The organism is Asticcacaulis sp., from assembly GCF_047605585.1.
In the GTDB taxonomy this organism is placed as follows: domain Bacteria; phylum Pseudomonadota; class Alphaproteobacteria; order Caulobacterales; family Caulobacteraceae; genus Asticcacaulis.
Genome location: NZ_JASGFK010000002.1, coordinates 172,152 through 188,571 on the forward strand (window position 1 = coordinate 172,152; position 16,420 = coordinate 188,571).

Consider the following 16,420-nt stretch of genomic DNA (forward strand, 5'->3'; position numbering starts at 1 on the left):
AGGCGGAGGCGGGTTGACGGTCCCGTAACCATGTGTCCAGTTTGTTGCAAACATACCGGAGTTTGTTGCTATGGCGCGCCGAAAATCTGCCCCCTTGAAAATCCTGATGAAATCCACGGCGCTCGCCGCGTTGGCGGCGGGCCTGCTGACGGGTAGTCTGGCCCACGCTGCCTATACGCCGCCCGCGCAGCCTCTGTCGATCGACGATCTGGCGCAATATGATGCGCTGACCAGTGTGTCCATCTCGCCGGATGGCAAGCATATTGCGGGCCTGATCGCCGTTAAAGGGCAGAAGTGGCCGGTCATATCGATCTGGGATACGGACGATCTCGGCAAGAAGCCGATCTGGATTCCCTCTGAGACCCAGCGGATTATTCAGGTCGACTTCTTCAGCAATGACAAGGTCTACTTCGTCACCGAACAGCCGATCACCGGGTTCGACGGCAAACCGACCTTCACGAACAAGCTCTACTATTCCGATCTTGAAGGCCGCAAGATTGAGGAGCCGTTCAAAATGACCGGTACCCTGAACAAGGATGTGCGCGATTCCATGGCCAAAGGCATTTCGGCCACCGTGTTCAACCGCAATCTCTATGATGACACCAAGATACTCATGGAGACGGTTAATCCGGATGATTTTGCCCAGAAGATCTTCGAGCTCGACACCAGGACCGGCAAGACGCGTACGGTGGCGCTGGGGTCCAGCGAATTCAATTACCTTGCCGCGGGAGTGGACCTGAATACCGGTGAGCCACTGATCAAGGAACAGATCGATGATGTGGGCGGCGAATACTGGTACAAGCTCTACATCAAGGACAAGACCACAGGGGAATGGGTCTATCATGCGCCTTTAAGCTACAAGGTGGCAGAGCGTAAGAACATAACAATACTCGGATTTGATACAGATCCGGGCCAGCTTGTCATCTCAACCAATATCAATGGCGACAAAAGTGCCATCTACGATTACGATATCAAGGCGCAGAAATTCTCGGCTCAGCCGCTGTTTGCAAACAGCAAATACGACATCAATCGCGTCAGTTTCGCCATAGACCGTGCGAACAAAAAGACCGACATCCTGGCCGTGGCTGTGGAAGGTCCTAGCACGATCGTTAGTTATCTTGATCCCAGGTGGGCGGCGGCGCAGAAGTCGATAGAGGCCAATTTCCCTGGCAAGAATGTACATCTGACAATCAATCGGGACACCTACCAGACGGCCGTGGTCGAGGTCGAGGCGCCTGATCTTCCGCCGCAATATTACCTTTATAAGGACGGCAAGCTCCAGCCTCTGGGAGGCGCCAAGCCCTGGATTGACCCAAAGAGCCTCGGCAAGGCAGAGTTTGTTACCTACAAGGCGCGCGACGGTCTGGAAATTCCGGCCTTCATCACCTATCCGCCGGGCTGGACACCGGATCAGGGGCCGGTGCCGCTGATCGTCATGCCGCATGGCGGTCCGTGGGCGCGCGACGAATTTGGCTGGGACATGGCGGGCTGGCCGCAATTCTTTGCCACACGCGGCATTGCCGTCATCCAACCGCAATATCGCGGATCGGAGGGCTGGGGCGACAAGTTGTGGAAAGCCGGTGACAAGGAGTGGGGGCTGAAGATGTCGGACGACAATGACGATGCCGCGGCCTATCTGGTGTCGCGTGGTATCGCCGATCCGAAGCGCCTGGCGATCATGGGATACTCATATGGTGGTTTTGCCGCAATTGCAGCAAGTGTCAGGCCGAATAGTCCTTACAAATGCGCGATTGCCGGCGCTGGCGTTTCAAGCTTGCAGCGTATAGGTAATCTGTGGGGCAACAGTCATATCCAGCGTGACATACAAGGCAAGACTGTTGCAGGCATGGACCCTTTGAAGAACGTCGACAAGGGCAATATCCCGATTTTGCTCTATCATGGCGATCATGACCGTCAGGCCGATACTGAGCATTCGCGTATGTTCTATGCCGCCATGAAATCAGCTGGGAAAGACGTGCAATATACGGAAATCAAGGGCATGTGGCACACCTTGCCTTGGCATGTCGAATGGCAGGAACAGAGTCTGGGACTGATGGAAGATTTTCTGAAAAGTCCGAAATGCGGCCTGATCGGTTAGGTGTAATATTGCCGCTAATCCACTGATGGAAGAAGAGCCTTGCAACCTGCGAGGCTTTTTTCATGTCCCGTATGCGACAAACTCGTCACATATATGGCGGTAAGTTGTTCCTGTGCCAATTTTGGTATTGCGTCGCAAATGTGACCAGATAGTGTCTGTTTCAAGTCCGGGGACTTACACTATGGAGTTATTCATGTCGAAGCAGATGAATTTGACGCGTAAATGGTTGCTGACAGGCACCATTTTGACCACTCTGGTTGTGGGTTTGCCGGCCATGGCTCAGGACACGCCGCCGCCAGCAGACGATACCACTGCCGCTCCCGCCACACCGGATGCTGCGGCAACGGACCAGTCCACTGAAATCGTCGTGACCGGATCACGCATCCGCAAGAGTGAATTCACCTCAACGGCCCCGGTCCAGGTAATCACGGCCGAAAAGTCCAGCATGGCCGGCATGATCGATGCCGCGCAAATTCTGCAATCCTCGTCCATCGCCTCCGGTTCCGGCCAGATCAACAACACCTTCACCGGTTATGTCGTGGATGGCGGTGACGGCATCAATACCCTGTCGCTTCGCGGTCTTGGCGCTCAGCGCACTCTGGTCCTGATCAATGGTCGTCGTATGCCGCCAGCCGGTGTCGGTGGCACGGTTGGTCCGGTCGACCTCAACTTCATTCCGCAATCGATGGTATCGCGCTATGAAATCCTGAAGGATGGCGCGTCATCAATCTATGGTTCCGATGCCGTTGCCGGCGTCGTCAACATCATTACCACCAAGAATTATGATGGCTTCCACATGGAAGCTTCCGGCCTGAAATCCGAGAAGAACGGTGGCGACAGCTATACCGTCTCGGCCATGTACGGCAAGACGTTCGACAAGGGCGGTATCCTGATCTCGGGTGAATATTACGAGCAGAAGGAGCTGACCTATCGCGATCGCAAGGGGCTGGCCTGTCCGCAACTGCTGCGCACCAGCACGGCCGATGGCTCCCGCGCCGACCGGATCGATCCGCGTACCGGCGACTATAAGTGCTATAACGCGTCCGGTGTCTGGGGTGGCGCTATTATCGATGGCTATTACGGTGATTATTATTTCTATGCGCCCGGTCATACCGATGGCCCTCTGAACGATTACGTCAGGTACGATAGTTCATCACCGGAAGCCGTTGCACGGACAGTTGTCTGGGAAGATGACAATCCCGACGCCGCACTGGATACGACAGCTATTTCACCGGTCAAGCGGGCCACCCTGTTCGTACAGGGGCAGTGGCGTCCGGATTGGCTGAACGGTGCGGAACTCTACACCGAGTTGATGTTTGGCGAGCGTCAATCTTCGCAACGCAGCTGGGCGCAACTGTTCCCCTACTACTCGACCCACTCCAGCGTGAATATCCTGCCTTCACAGTTTACGCCGGAAGAACAGGCTTATTATGGCCTCGGGTCAGGCGGTCTATACGCTGAGCCGGTAACGATCTTTGAGTCGGATTCGTCGCAAAAGGTTGACCTGGGGAGGTTCCTTGGTGGTGTGCGTGGTACCCTGTCCTCCTGGAACTGGGATACCTATGTGTCCTATTCGAAAAGCCACGGCACTTATGACAATACGGCTATCTACGCTGACCGCGTGAACTGGGGAACGGGCTTCGATCAGAACACCTTTGAGGAAATTGACGAGTGCGGTGCCGGCGCTCCAGCCGGTTGCGTGCCTCTGAACCTGTTCAGCCCGGAAGCACAGACGACCGGTAAACTGACCCAGGCGGAATACGACTACTATTTCACCGTCGATCATGGCCGCACGGATTATACGCAACTGACGGCCGAAGCCACGGCCACGGGTGATCTCTTCCAGCTGCCAGCCGGCGCACTGGCCGGTGCCTTCGGGGTCAGCTTCCGCAAGGACGAGATCAATGACGTGCCGGGTGAACTGTCGCGTAGCGGCAATTCCTATAACCGGACATCTTCGGGGATTACCAAGGGCTCTGACCAGTTGAAGGAAGTCTATGGCGAACTGGAAGTGCCCGTCATCCGTGGCAAGTTCCTGTTTGAAGATCTCACCCTGAGCCTGTCAGGGCGCTACAGCGATTATGACAGTGTAGGCGATGCCACCACTTATAAGGCGGGCTTCAGCTGGGCCGTGGACAACACCTTCCGCATCCGCGGAACGGCGGGCACCTCTTTCCGTGCGCCGGGATTGTATGAACTGTATCTCAACGACCAGACCAGCTATCTCGGCCAGTTGAGCGTTGACCCGTGTATCAACTACGGTGAACTGGGGGCAGACGGAGAATTCAAAACCAATGCCACCATTCGCGCCAACTGCGCGGCAGACGGCGTGCCGGACGATTATACCGGTAGCAACCCCTCCGCGACCATCACGACGGGCGGCGGTCTCGGCCTTGAGCCGGAAACGTCTTACGCCACCACGCTTGGTTTCGTGCTGACTCCGCCGGATACCGGCTTCCAGTTTGCCATGGATATCTGGAAGACCAAGATCAGCAACCAGATCACCTCCAGCGGGGCCGCGGTCGTGGGGGCCTGCTACGGCAGCGTCCAGTTCCGCTCACAGCCGGGCTTCTGTGATGACTTCGTGCGCGATACGGACCCGACCTCGCCGACCTATCTGGCGATTACGGCGATCGACGGCAGCTACCGCAACATCCCGACCGAAGAAACGGCTGGTATCGACTTCACGGTCAGTTACGAGCACGAGTTCAATTTCGGTAAGTTGTCCTCTGATGCCCAGTTCAGCTGGTACAAGTATTACAAGAGCCAGCAGTACGAAGGCGCCGTGATCGACGACTATGTCGGCAAGATCGGTCAACCGAGCTGGGTTGGCGACGTACAGACCAAGTTTACCCATAAGGACTGGCAGGTTGCCTGGACCTTCAACTATACCGGCGCCGCCAGCAACCTCGGCTGGTACGGTGAAACCGGTACCAACAGTGCCGGCACCTATACCTATGTCGCTTCGGTGCCGCCGTTCGTGACCCATGATCTGGAAGTTCGCTATCGTGGTAAATCCTTCGAAGTCATCGCCGGTATCAACAATATCTTTGACAAGTATGCGCCGGAAATCGGTTCGGGCCTCTATTCCGGTTCGGCCGCACGCCTGGGCAACTACCCGTTCTCCAGCCAGTACCTGACCGGTATCATTGGCCGCCAGTTCTTCCTGAATATCTCGAAGGACTTCTAGGTCTGATCTGCCTGTAAACCAGAAAAGCGGCGAGGGTGACTTCGCCGCTTTTTTCTTTGGCATCTTCAAATAAAAACGGCGGACCTCGCGGCCCGCCGTTCGTTCCCCGGACGTAAATGCTGCGCCTACAGCACGCCCAGCATCTGCGCCACCAAGGGATGACGCACGATGTCCTTGTCCTTCAGGCGGACGACCTTGATCGTATCGACCGTCTCGAACTTGTCGGCCACATCGGCCAGACCGGAAATGCCTGGCAGCAGGTCGGACTGCGCCGGATCGCCGGTGACGACCATGGTCGAGTTCCAGCCCAGGCGGGTCAGCAGCATCTTGAGCTGGACATAGGTGCAGTTCTGCGCCTCATCGATGACCACGAAGGCGTTGTTGAGCGTGCGGCCGCGCATGTAGCCGACCGGAGCGATCTCGATCAGGCCCTCGGCCATCAGGGCCTTGACCCGCTTCATGCTGAGGCGGTCGGTCAGGGCGTCATAGAGCGGGCGCAGATAAGGGGCCAGCTTGTCCTCCATATCGCCCGGCAGGAAGCCGATCGATTCCCCGGCCTCGACGGCGGGACGGGAGAGCACGATGCGGCCCACCTTGCCGGCCTCCAGGGCCTCCACCGCTTTCGCAATGGCGAGATAGGTCTTGCCGGTGCCCGCGGGGCCAAGCGCCAGGACGAGGTTCTTCTCGTCCATGGCCGACATCAGTGCCGCCTGGCCTTCGGATTTCGGTTTTATGGTCTTTACATAGGATTGGGTGCGATCTTCGTTGGCCGGTGACCAGTTACTGTTCACCCCGGCACCATGCACGTTCATGCGGCGCACTTTCGTATCCGGGGCGAATTGCTCCGCATCCAGATTGCCTTCGCGCATAAAACGTTTAGCGGCTCGCTTGGTCATGGTGGGCTCCTTGAAAAAGAACATGAAAAAAGGCGACGCCGGAAATGGCTCGCCTTTGGGTACGGGATACGCGGGTAGGGGAGGAAATTCGGCAACAGCCGGGAGAGCCGTCATCGCCCATTGAGGGCGGTGGAGGAGAGGCGGGGGAGGATGATACAACCCGTATAGCCACTAAAAACCTCTAAGGCTGGAACCTTAAGTCTGATGCCGATCGCGGAAGAGGCGTACTGATTCCTCATCCTGTAACGACGCTATCAGATTCGCCGACGATGGTTAGCGTTATCTTAATGGCGCCGGTCACTTTCATAATTTCGCAAATGCGTCATAAAGAAACAATCGGAAAAGGAGGCGCCCATGGCCATCTATAAACTCGGAGACAAGGCGCCGAACCTGCCGCCGGACGAGCGTTTCTGGATCGCACCATCGGCCGATGTGATGGGCGATGTGACGCTCAAGGCAGACGCCAGCATCTGGTTCTGCGCTGTGGTGCGCGGCGATAATGATCCCATCACCATCGGTGCGCGCACCAATATCCAGGACGGCGCTGTGCTGCATTCGGATGACGGCCTGCCCCTGACCATAGGCGACGATGTGACCGTGGGACACAAGGCGATGATCCATAGCTGCGAGATCGGCAATAACAGCCTGATCGGCATCGGTGCGGTTATCCTGGCGCGGGCGAAGATCGGCAGGAACACGATTGTCGGCGCCGGCGCCCTGGTGCCTGAGGGGAAAGAATATCCCGATGGCGTACTGCTGATCGGCCAGCCGGCGCGGGTGGCGCGTGAACTGACGCCCGAACAGATCGGCAAGCTGACCCAATCGGCGGCGCATTATGTGCGTAACTGGCGCCGTTTCAAACACGACCTGACGGCGATCTCTTGACTTTGCGTTTTACAGTTCCATGTCAGCAAGGTGAGCCTAGCCTGAGGAGTAGCCATGTCTGCCCTGATCTGTCCCGTTTGCCAGGGTGCGTTTCGCGAGGTCATTCGTGAAGGCATACTGATTGATATCTGCACCCAATGCCAGGGCGTGTGGCTGGACCGCGGCGAACTGGAAAAGCTGATCGCGCTGTCGAAGGACGACCGGGATATTCCCCTGCCGCCGCCCTCCCAGCCAAAGCCGCGGCGCGATGACGACTACGACCGGCGATATGAAGGCCGCGATTTTTCCCACAAGAAGAAAAAGAGGGGTTTCGACTTCGGCGATATTTTCGATTTTGGTGACTAGCACTTTCCTGAAAGTGCGCCCCAAAATCTCAGGACCGATTGAAAAGGTTCAGTACCCAGCTGTCGGACTGTGTGGATATGGACAGCATCTGGATGGCAAGCTGCTGCTTGACCTGCAGGGATTGCAGGGTGGCGCTTTCCTTGGCCATGTCGGCATCGACCAGGTTACCGATGCCGGCTGTGATCGAATCCTGAAGCTTCCCGATAAAGGTCTGGTGATTGTCGAGCATCTTTGACGATGTGCCGAGCTTGGCCAGGGCCGCCGAGACATTGTTAATCGAGGATTCAAGCGTCGACAGCAGGGCGCTGGCCGAGGACGCACTGGCGAAGGCGGCGCTGGCGCCGAGCGTGATGATGCTGCCGCCGAGCGACATGTTCTCCGCGGCCACGGTCAGGCGGCTGGTGCCCTGGGCATTGGCCAGGGCCGAGATCGACGACTTGGAGCCGTCGAGCAGGTTGGTTCCATTGAAGCTGGAATTCTGCAGGGTCTTGGTGATCTGGTTGCGGATGGAAATGAAGTCTTCGTTCAGCGCGTTGCGGGACGCCGTATCGAGCGAGGTGTCGGAGGCTTCCAGGGCCTTGGCCTTCATCTGGGAAAGCAGGTCGGATATCGATTCGCCGGCCGTCAGGGCGACATCGACGGCAGACGAATTACGTGACAGGGAGTCTTTCACCGCATCGAGCGAAGATACCGTCGAGCGCTGGCTCTGGGCGATGGCCCAGGTCGCACCGTCATCCTTGGCGCTGGCCACCTTCAGCCCCGTCGAGATGCGGTTCTGCGTCGTCTCAAGGCTGGCATTGATGCCGTTGAGAGTCTGCAGGGCAATCATGGCCCCGATATTGGTGTTTATGGAGTTCACTGCTGAACCTCCGCTGGCTACGGCGACATTCTGTCAAGCGTGATTATGCCATGGCAGGGCTAACGGATGTTAAAGAAGATAACATTCCGGAAATATTTTTTAGGCTGAATGCTTGCTGTGGGCTTCAGGTCCGCGCCCGCGCTTCCTCAATACCCTTGTTGGCCAGCTGATCGGCGCGCTCGTTCATCTCGTTGCCGGCGTGGCCCTTGACCCAGATCCACTTGATCTTGTGCGGCTTGGCGGCGGTATCGAGCCTGATCCACAGGTCGTCGTTCTTGACCGGCTTCTTGTCGGCGGTCTTCCAGCCACGCGCCTTCCAGCCTCTGATCCATTCGGTCATACCCTTCAGGACATACTGGCTGTCGATATAGAGCTTGACGTCACAGGGCTTTTTCAGCGCCTCCAGACCAGAGATAGCGGCCATCAGCTCCATGCGGTTATTGGTGGTGCTGGGCTCGTAGCCGTAGAGTTCCTTCTCGTGCAGGCCGGACATCAGGATGCAGCCCCAGCCGCCGGGACCGGGATTGCCCTTGCAGGCGCCGTCTGTGTAGAGGGTGACGTGTGTGCGTTCGGTCATCAGCCGCTTATCATCGAGTCGAAAAGAATAGGCAAGCGCTGTCGGCCCTTGCTTTAAGCGACGGCTTTCGGCAACTTGAAGGTAACGGTCTCGCGTACACCGTTGTTTTCGATGACCTCGGCGTCGAAACGGGCGGCCACGGCGGCGACCAGCTCTTCGATCAGGTTTTCCGGCGCCGAGGCCCCGGCGGAAATACCCAGCACGTCCACGCCATCAAACCAGCTCCAGTCGACATGCGAGGCGTCATCGACCAGATAGGCGGCCCTGGCGCCGCCGCGCAAGGCGACTTCGACCAGACGCTGGGAGTTCGAGGACTTGGCCGAGCCGATCACCAGCACCAGGTCGCAATCGGCCGAAACCTGCTTGACCGCATCCTGGCGGTTGGTGGTGGCGTAACAGATGTCTTCCTTGTGCGGCACCTTGATCTGCGGGAAGCGGGCCTTCAGGGCGCCGACGATCTCAGCGGTGTCATCCACGGAAAGCGTGGTCTGGGTGACAAAGGCCAGGTTGTCCGGATCGACAGGCTCAAATTCACGCGCCTGCTCGACGGTTTCGATAAGCTTGACCGTGCCTTCCGGCAGTTGGCCCATGGTGCCGATGACTTCCGGGTGACCGGCATGACCGATCAGGATGATCTCGCGGCCTTCATTATGATGGCGTTCGGCCTCGACATGGACCTTGGAGACCAGCGGGCAGGTGGCGTCCAGGTAAAACATCTGGCGATTCTGCGCGTCGGCGGGCACGGATTTCGGCACGCCGTGCGCCGAAAAGACGACCGGGCGATCCGGCGGGCACTGGTCCAGTTCCTTGACAAACACGGCGCCCAGGCCCTTCAGACGGTCCACCACATGCTTGTTATGCACGATCTCATGGCGAACATAGACCGGCGCGCCGTAGCGTTCGATGGCGCGTTCGACGATCTGTATGGCGCGATCGACACCGGCGCAGAAGCCGCGCGGCGTGGCGAGATAGACCTTCAGGGGGCGGGCCAGGGAGGGAAGAGGGACGCTCATAGGCTTCACATAAGTCTTTTCGGTGGATTGCGCCACTGGTAATCCGAGATATCAGAGGTGATGGTCTTCCGCCGCACTTTGGCCGCAAGTGCTCCATAAAACCCTTTGAAAAGTGATTTCAAGACGCTACACATCCGTTAAGGATGCGCTTCGCTGAAAGCCGCTTCGTCATCTTGTTCGCTATTTGGGGATCTTCACGCCTATGTCAGTTGTTATGCGCCGTATCCTGGCTCGTCGTGTTTGGGCCGGAGTTTGTCTGGGTGTGTTGCTCAGCGCCGGTACGGCCGGTGTTGCCTCGGCCCAGATGGGCGGTGGTATGGGGGGCGGCATGGGCGGAAGTGGTGGCGGTGATGACCAGCAGGCCGCGTCCGATCGCGCCAAGAAGGACGCGGAATGGGGTGACAAGAGCCTGAACCTCAAGAAGCGCAAGGCGGAAGGCCCTTGCCCCTATGTCAAGGTACTCTATGACGCCGCACGCTATCACGAGTTCAAGAACAATGTCGAAACCACCTCGGCGGCCATGTGGACCGGCGAGATCAACGGTATCCACTCGGAATGCGCCTATACCGGCACCAATCCAATCCAGGTTGGCATGGATATCAGCTTCTCGCTCGGTCGTGGGCCGCAGGCCGAGGGGCTGAGCAATACCTATCATTACTGGATCGCTGTCACCGAGCGCGACAAGACGGTGCTGGCCAAACAGGAATTCGAGTTGCCGGTGACCTTTGCCGAAGGTCAGGACAAGGTCGACGTCAATACGCGCCTGGAAGGCATCTATATCCCGCGCAAGGACATAACCATTTCGGGCGAGAACTTCGAAGTGTTGATCGGTTTCGACGTGACGCCGCAGATGGCCGAGTTCAACCGCGAGGGCAAGCACTTCCGCTATGTTACGCCGGCCGAACAGAAGCCGGCGCAATCGCAATAAGGTTCTTGTCTTAGGGCTAGCGAGTGCCTATTACGGCGGAAGTTTTTCCCCGGATATGACAATGCCCGCCTTTACCGAAGCTTTTATTGACTCCCGTGACTTCAAGACCGAGCTGACCGGCAGCGCGGGCGCCGCCTTTGTGGCGGAAGGCTTCGATGCCTCGGCGGGTCGCGTGAATGCTTCGGACCGCCCGGATCTGGCCGATTTCCAGTGCAATGGCGCCTTGGCGGTCGCGAAGGCGGCGAAGGCCAATCCGCGCGAGGTGGCGACGAAAATCGTCTCGCACTTTGACGGTGACGCGCGCCTGGACAAGCTGGAAATCGCCGGGCCGGGCTTTCTCAACTTCACCCTGTCGCATGAAGCCCTCAGTGCTCGCGCCAATGCCCTGGCGGCAGATCCGCGTATCGGCGCGCCTCTTGTGGCGCAAAAGCGCAAGGTGATGATCGATTTCGGCGGGCCCAATGTCGCCAAGGAAATGCATATCGGCCACCTGCGCACGGCGGTGATCGGTGAAAGCCTCAAGCGCACCCTGCGTTTTCTCGGCGATGAAGTGATCGGCGATGCGCACTTTGGTGACTGGGGGCTGCAAATGGGCCAACTGATCGTCGGTCTCTCCGAAGAACAGCCTGACCTGCCGTATTTCGATGCGGCCTATACAGGGCCATATCCGGTGGAAACGCCGGTGACCCTGGCTGATCTCGGCCGCATCTATCCCAAATCGAGCGCGCGCATCAAGGCGAAGGACGCTGAGTTTCTGGCAGCGGCCCGCAAGGCGACGAAGGAACTGCAGGACGGCCGTCCGGGCTATCGCGCCCTGTGGCAGCATTTCGTCGTGGTCAGCCGCGAGGCCCTGAAGCGCGACTATGCCGATCTGGGTGTGGAGTTCGACCTGTGGTACGGCGAATCCGATGCCGATCCTTATGTCGAGCCGATGATCGCCGATCTTAAAGCCAAGGGCCTACTGGTCGAGGACAATGGCGCCCAGGTGGTACATGTCGCGCGCGCCGGCGAGACCCGTAAGAAGAAACTGGATGACGGCTCGGTCATCGAAGTGCCGAGCCCGCCGCCCTTGCTGGCTGTCTCTTCTGAAGGTTCGGCCATGTATGGCACCACGGATGTGGCCACCATCGTGCAGCGCCAGAAGGAATTCGGCCCCGATCTCAGTCTCTACATCGTCGACCAGCGTCAGGCCGAGCACTTCGAGCAGGTCTTCCGCACCGCCTATCTGGCCGGCTATGCGCAGGAAGGCCAACTGGAACATGCCGCCAACGGTACGGTCAACGGTCCGGACGGCACGCCTTTCAAGACGCGCGATGGCGGTACGCTCAAGCTGGGCGACCTGATCAGTCAGGCGGTGGAAAAAGCCAATGCCCGTCTGCATGAAGCTGGTCTGGGCGAGGGGCTTTCGGAAGCGGCCTTTGCCGATACGGCGCACAAGGTGGCCGTGGCGGCGCTGAAGTTTGCAGAACTCAGCAATCACCGCCTGACCAACTACATTTTCGATCTCGACCGCTTCATGAGCTTCGAGGGCAAGACCGGGCCATATCTGCTCTATCAGGCGGTGCGGATGAAATCGATCCTTCGGAAGGCTGGCGAGCAAGGACTCGCGGCCGGTCAGATCGCCGTGGCTGAACCGGCCGAGCGCGAACTGGTGCTGCTGCTCGATGGCTTCGATAACGCTCTGAAGGAAACCTACCTCAAGCGCGCGCCGAATATTTTGGCCGATCACGTCTATCGTCTGGCACAGGGCTTCTCGAAGTTCTATGCCGCCTGTCCGGTGCTGGTGGGGGAAGATGCCGCGCTGAAGGCCTCGCGTCTGGGGCTGGTCAGCCTGACCCTGCGCCAGCTCGAACTGGGCCTAGACCTGATGGGCCTCAGCGCACCGGATCAGATGTAGCAGGGGCACGGCCCCTGCACCCATTTATACCTCTCCGACTTGTCGGGGAGGGGGACCGACGCGCCCTTGCGCGTTGGTGGTGGGGTTTCTTACTTTCCTTAAATTCTAACTGCACAAAACCTGCTGACAAACGCCCGTAACTGAGGTTTATTGTTACCAAGACGTTAACGGGTGGGTTTGAGGTCATGTCCAAGGGGCGGGAGACAGGTTCGGGAGGCGGCTGGTCTTTCCCCTTCTTCCGCAAGCGGGCCGCCTTCTATTATGACGGTTTCAACCTCTATCACGCCGTCGATGCCTACAAGCGCCCCTATCTCAAATGGCTGAATCTCAAGGCGCTCGGCCGGGCGATTGCGCCTAAGTCCGAGGTGGTCAAGCGCGTGGTCTGGTGCTCGGCCTTCTCGCCGACGCATCGCTCCAAGCTGCAACGCCACGAAGATTACCGCAAGGCGCTGGTGGGGCAGGGCGTGATCTGCCGCATGGGCCACTTTATCCACGCCATGGACGGCTGCAACAGCTGCGGGCATAAGTGGCAGATCTCGGTGGAGAAGCAGGGCGATGTCAATCTGGCGCTCTCCATCGCCGCCGATGCCGAGGATAACCTGTTCGACGTCTGCTATCTGGTGACGGCCGATGGTGACCACGCCGCCACGGCGCGTTATTTCAAGGAGCGCTTTCCGAAAAAGAAACTGGTGCTTGTCACGCCGCCGGGGCGCTATCATAATCGCCACATCGAACGCATTGCCGATCAATGCATCGAAATCCAAACCCATCACCTGGAGGCGTCGCTCTTGCCGGAAATGGCGAAATACAAACAGCGTTTCCTTGGGACCAAAGAAGTGGTGCCGCGTCCGGCGATTTATGACCCGCCCCAGGTGCGCGTCAAAAGCCACCTGAAGCTTGTCGTCAATAATGGTTAAGCCGTTCGAGAAGGGGCTTTACGACCTGTTGGGTACGCGCCTGAGCCCGGAATGCCTTGAGGCTTTCAAGGCGCGTGGCGATGACGCCTATGTGCTGGGCGATCTCGATGGCGATGCCGAGACGGACTTCTATATCGATGACATGATGACCCTGCTGGCTATCCATGGCGTCAAGCCGCCGGCGGAGGAGCGTGTCAGCCCTTTCTGGTGGCTGTGGCCCGACAAGTGCCTGGTCTATCGCGATTTTACGGTCGGCGAACTGAAGGCGCTGGCGAAAAGCAAGGTCTGGCCGGCGGATGCCTATGCCTACGAGCCCGTCCCCCTGTCGCAGAAACTGACCAGCCTGACGGTGATGCTGGTCCTGGCCGGGCTGGTACTCGGGATTATAGCGCTGCTGGGCTTTTGGCTCGGGCGCTGGTTAAAGTGACGCCCGAGGAATTTGAGGCAGGTCTATATGCCTTACTTGGCAAAGACCTTGATTCAGAAACCGTGGGCGCCTTCAAGGCCAAAGGCGATGAGGCGTTTGTGTTTGCTGATCTATGCTCAATTGCCGATGTTGAACCACAGGACTACGAAAACGAATTACTCGATTTCATGGCTGAAGCTGGGGTTCCTGAATTTCCCGGTTTAAATCGTCGGGCAGGTTTTCAAATCTGGCCAAGTCGACAAGTGGAATTTCGGGATTTCACAGTTGGAGAATTGAAGCGCGTTTTTGCTGACAAAGCTTGGGCTGAGGGCACATATACTTTCAAAACTTTGTCCTTGTCGAACAAACTCTTAAGGTTGGTAATTACTCCGGTCGCAATCTTGGTGACGATTGTCGTTGGCATTCCAGTGCTGGTTATTCTTTTTGCGTATAAAGGGCTTAGTACGATTTGGACAAAGCTATTAAGCCGTTAAAAAGACGGTGATGTCAGACGCCATCGCTTGACTCTTCACAGCGCCTGCCGCACAAGCGAAAAGACTCGCGGGAGAGAGTGTGACACTCACACCGCCGAAGGCGCAACCGCCCCGGAAACGCTCAGGCAAACGGACCGCAAGACACATTAAAACGCTGGAAAGTAGAACCCCGGAGGTTCTCGCCGAAGGAGCAAATCTCTCAGGCTAAAAAGGACAGCGGGGGCAGAACGTATTCAAACCGTCTGCGAGCCCCCATGTCTGAACCGAGCGAATCCCTCAAGAATACCCCTCTATTTGACCAGCATGTCGCGCTGAGTGGCCAGATGGTGCCCTTTGCCGGCTACAATATGCCGGTAAAGTATGAAGGCGTGCTGGCCGAGCACAAGTGGACCCGCGCCGAGGCGGGCCTGTTCGACGTCTCCCACATGGGCCAGGCGCGCCTGAGCGGCGAGGGCGCCATTGCCGTGCTCGAAGCCCTGACCCCGACCGATTTCGCCATCCTGCCCCAGGGCAAGCAGAAATATTCGCTGCTGCTTAACGACGAAGGCGGTATCCTCGATGACTGGATGGTCTCGCGGCCCTTCGCCGAAGGTTTCATGCTGGTGGTCAATGCCGCCTGCAAGGATCAGGATTTTGATATCATCGCCGACTTTATCGCCAATGACGAGGCGGGGGCTGACGTCGAGTTCGAGGTGCTGACCGATCGCGCCTTGCTGGCCCTGCAAGGCCCCAAGGCGAAGGATGTCATGAAAGAACTCTGCCCGGCCGCTACTGAAATGTATTTCATGGAATGCGGCACCTTCCAGCTTCTCGGCGAGGTCGCCTATATCTCGCGCTCCGGCTATACCGGCGAGGATGGTTTTGAAATCAGCTTCCCGGCCGCGCGTGTCGCCGATCTGTGGGATGAGCTGCTGTCAAACCCTATCGTTAAGCCGATCGGCCTGGGTGCCCGCGATTCCCTGCGCCTTGAAGCGGGTATGCCGCTCTACGGCCATGAAATGGATGCCGGCTACACCCTGGTCGAATCTAACCTCGGCTTTGCCATGAACAAGTCGCGCCTGACGCGTGGTGACATCAGGGGCATCGATCGCCTGCGCGCCCAGCTCGATGGCAAGCTCGACCGTGTCCGCGTGGCCATCCGCGTGCTCGAAGGCCCGCCCGCTCGTGAAGGCGCAAAGATCGTCGGTGAAAATGGCGCCGAACTGGGCATCGTCACGTCTGGCGTGCCGTCGCCGTCGCTCGGTTACTCAATTGCCATGGGCTATGTGCCGCCGGCCGCGTCCGCTATCGGCACCAAGTTGAAACTGGAAACCCGCGGCCGCCAATACGCCGCTGAAATCGTCTGTCTGCCGTTCGTTGCCAACGGCTATCACCGTAAACCCAAAGCTTAAGGGATAAAGCCATGAAGTTCACCAAAGACCACGAATGGGTCAATGTCACCGGCAATGAAGCCTTTGTCGGCATCACCGCCTACGCCGCCGAAGCCCTGGGCGACGTCGTCTTCGTCGAAGTGCCGGAAGTCGGCAAGACCCTGAAGACCGGCGACAGCTTCGCCGTGGTCGAAAGCGTCAAGGCCGCGTCGGACGTCTACGCGCCGGTGTCGGGCGAAGTGATCGAAGCCAATACCGAGCTGACGAGTGCGCCGGAGACCATCAACGCCGTGCCGGAAGCCGGCGGCTGGATCGCCAAGATCAAGCTGGCCGACGCCTCGGAACTCGACGGTCTGATGGACCGCGCCGCCTACGAAGCCTATCTGGCGACGCTGTAATCAAGAACCTCCCCTGATTTTAGGGGAGGGTGCCCGAAGGGCGGGTGGGGTTAAATTCCCAACTGCCAACTTGCTGCGGCGCCGGTTTAACCCCCTCCGGCCTTTCAGGCCACCTCCCCCTGAAATCAGGGGGAGTTCTGCTAGGCG

General features: G+C 58.4%; 15 protein-coding genes and 1 riboswitch. Of the genes, 11 read left to right on the forward strand and 4 right to left on the reverse strand.

All coding sequences use genetic code 11. From position 1 onward, the window contains the following. The first annotated feature begins 70 nt into the window (after window positions 1-70). Entirely contained in the window at window positions 71-2,098 is a 2,028-nt protein-coding gene (locus QM647_RS06585; protein ID WP_414994710.1) for an alpha/beta hydrolase family protein, read from the forward strand. A 193-nt stretch (window positions 2,099-2,291) separates the two neighbouring features. After that, on the forward strand, window positions 2,292-5,288 hold the full coding sequence (locus QM647_RS06590; protein WP_414994711.1) for a TonB-dependent receptor plug domain-containing protein: 2,997 nt from the start codon (window positions 2,292-2,294) through the stop codon (window positions 5,286-5,288). A gap of 125 nt (window positions 5,289-5,413) precedes the next feature. On the opposite strand, the gene QM647_RS06595 is transcribed toward QM647_RS06590, so the two are convergent. Next, window positions 5,414-6,208 carry a PhoH family protein gene (locus QM647_RS06595; protein ID WP_414994712.1) on the reverse strand — a complete coding sequence of 265 codons (795 nt, stop codon included), beginning with the start codon at window positions 6,206-6,208 and terminating at the stop codon, window positions 5,414-5,416. A gap of 330 nt (window positions 6,209-6,538) precedes the next feature. Here QM647_RS06595 and QM647_RS06600 point away from each other — a divergent pair, with 330 nt between their 5' ends. Both QM647_RS06600 and QM647_RS06605 read left to right on the forward strand, forming a co-directional pair. Then, window positions 6,539-7,069 (forward strand): gamma carbonic anhydrase family protein, encoded by a 531-nt coding sequence (locus tag QM647_RS06600; RefSeq protein ID WP_414994713.1) that lies wholly within the window; start codon window positions 6,539-6,541, stop codon window positions 7,067-7,069. Window positions 7,070-7,123: 54 nt separating this feature from the next. Next, a complete protein-coding gene (locus tag QM647_RS06605; protein ID WP_414994714.1) occupies window positions 7,124-7,414 on the forward strand; it encodes a zf-TFIIB domain-containing protein in 291 nt (96 codons plus the stop codon). 28 nt (window positions 7,415-7,442) lie between these two features. Here the strand turns inward: QM647_RS06605 and QM647_RS06610 are convergent, their stop codons facing one another. The 3 genes from QM647_RS06610 to ispH form a co-directional block, all read right to left on the reverse strand. Next, on the reverse strand, window positions 7,443-8,273 hold the full coding sequence (locus QM647_RS06610) for a flagellin (protein ID WP_414994715.1): 831 nt from the start codon (window positions 8,271-8,273) through the stop codon (window positions 7,443-7,445). 124 nt (window positions 8,274-8,397) lie between these two features. Then, entirely contained in the window at window positions 8,398-8,850 is a 453-nt protein-coding gene (gene rnhA, locus QM647_RS06615) for a ribonuclease HI (RefSeq protein WP_414994716.1), read from the reverse strand. 53 nt (window positions 8,851-8,903) lie between these two features. Beyond that, on the reverse strand, window positions 8,904-9,863 hold the full coding sequence (gene ispH / locus QM647_RS06620) for a 4-hydroxy-3-methylbut-2-enyl diphosphate reductase (protein ID WP_414994717.1): 960 nt from the start codon (window positions 9,861-9,863) through the stop codon (window positions 8,904-8,906). A gap of 202 nt (window positions 9,864-10,065) precedes the next feature. Between ispH and QM647_RS06625 the strand changes: the two genes are divergently transcribed. The 7 genes from QM647_RS06625 to gcvH all read left to right on the forward strand — a co-directional run bounded on the left by QM647_RS06625 (window position 10,066) and on the right by gcvH (window position 16,273). After that, window positions 10,066-10,791, forward strand: coding sequence for a Tat pathway signal sequence domain protein (locus QM647_RS06625; protein WP_414994718.1), 726 nt, complete (start codon window positions 10,066-10,068; stop codon window positions 10,789-10,791). A gap of 61 nt (window positions 10,792-10,852) precedes the next feature. Then, window positions 10,853-12,688 carry an arginine--tRNA ligase gene (gene argS / locus QM647_RS06630; RefSeq protein WP_414994719.1) on the forward strand — a complete coding sequence of 612 codons (1,836 nt, stop codon included), beginning with the start codon at window positions 10,853-10,855 and terminating at the stop codon, window positions 12,686-12,688. Between the two features lie 185 nt (window positions 12,689-12,873). Next, complete coding sequence (locus QM647_RS06635; protein WP_414994720.1) at window positions 12,874-13,605, forward strand: NYN domain-containing protein; 732 nt, start codon at window positions 12,874-12,876, stop codon at window positions 13,603-13,605. Next, entirely contained in the window at window positions 13,598-14,032 is a 435-nt protein-coding gene (locus tag QM647_RS06640) for a hypothetical protein (RefSeq protein WP_414994721.1), read from the forward strand. The genes QM647_RS06635 and QM647_RS06640 overlap by 8 nt, the downstream gene beginning before the upstream one ends. Then, window positions 14,029-14,505, forward strand: coding sequence for a hypothetical protein (locus tag QM647_RS06645; protein ID WP_414994722.1), 477 nt, complete (start codon window positions 14,029-14,031; stop codon window positions 14,503-14,505). Before QM647_RS06640 ends, QM647_RS06645 begins: the two co-directional genes overlap by 4 nt. Before the next feature lie 58 nt (window positions 14,506-14,563). Next, window positions 14,564-14,652, forward strand: a riboswitch (glycine riboswitch). Window positions 14,653-14,759: 107 nt separating this feature from the next. After that, a complete protein-coding gene (gene gcvT / locus QM647_RS06650; protein WP_414994723.1) occupies window positions 14,760-15,896 on the forward strand; it encodes a glycine cleavage system aminomethyltransferase GcvT in 1,137 nt (378 codons plus the stop codon). Between the two features lie 11 nt (window positions 15,897-15,907). Then, complete coding sequence (gene gcvH, locus QM647_RS06655) at window positions 15,908-16,273, forward strand: glycine cleavage system protein GcvH (RefSeq protein ID WP_414994724.1); 366 nt, start codon at window positions 15,908-15,910, stop codon at window positions 16,271-16,273. Window positions 16,274-16,420: the final 147 nt, after the last annotated feature.

Excerpts from the sequence above, each read along its gene's own strand:
- QM647_RS06585 (WP_414994710.1), top strand. The coding sequence starts at position 71 with ATGGCGCGCCGAAAATCTGCCCCCTTGAAAATCCTGATGAAATCCACG.
- QM647_RS06590 (WP_414994711.1), top strand. The coding sequence starts at position 2,292 with ATGTCGAAGCAGATGAATTTGACGCGTAAATGGTTGCTGACAGGCACC.
- QM647_RS06595 (WP_414994712.1), bottom strand. The coding sequence starts at position 6,208 with ATGTTCTTTTTCAAGGAGCCCACCATGACCAAGCGAGCCGCTAAACGT.
- QM647_RS06600 (WP_414994713.1), top strand. The coding sequence starts at position 6,539 with ATGGCCATCTATAAACTCGGAGACAAGGCGCCGAACCTGCCGCCGGAC.
- QM647_RS06605 (WP_414994714.1), top strand. The coding sequence starts at position 7,124 with ATGTCTGCCCTGATCTGTCCCGTTTGCCAGGGTGCGTTTCGCGAGGTC.
- rnhA (WP_414994716.1), bottom strand. The coding sequence starts at position 8,850 with ATGACCGAACGCACACACGTCACCCTCTACACAGACGGCGCCTGCAAG.
- ispH (WP_414994717.1), bottom strand. The coding sequence starts at position 9,863 with ATGAGCGTCCCTCTTCCCTCCCTGGCCCGCCCCCTGAAGGTCTATCTC.
- QM647_RS06625 (WP_414994718.1), top strand. The coding sequence starts at position 10,066 with ATGTCAGTTGTTATGCGCCGTATCCTGGCTCGTCGTGTTTGGGCCGGA.
- argS (WP_414994719.1), top strand. The coding sequence starts at position 10,853 with ATGCCCGCCTTTACCGAAGCTTTTATTGACTCCCGTGACTTCAAGACC.
- QM647_RS06635 (WP_414994720.1), top strand. The coding sequence starts at position 12,874 with ATGTCCAAGGGGCGGGAGACAGGTTCGGGAGGCGGCTGGTCTTTCCCC.
- QM647_RS06640 (WP_414994721.1), top strand. The coding sequence starts at position 13,598 with ATGGTTAAGCCGTTCGAGAAGGGGCTTTACGACCTGTTGGGTACGCGC.
- gcvT (WP_414994723.1), top strand. The coding sequence starts at position 14,760 with ATGTCTGAACCGAGCGAATCCCTCAAGAATACCCCTCTATTTGACCAG.
- gcvH (WP_414994724.1), top strand. The coding sequence starts at position 15,908 with ATGAAGTTCACCAAAGACCACGAATGGGTCAATGTCACCGGCAATGAA.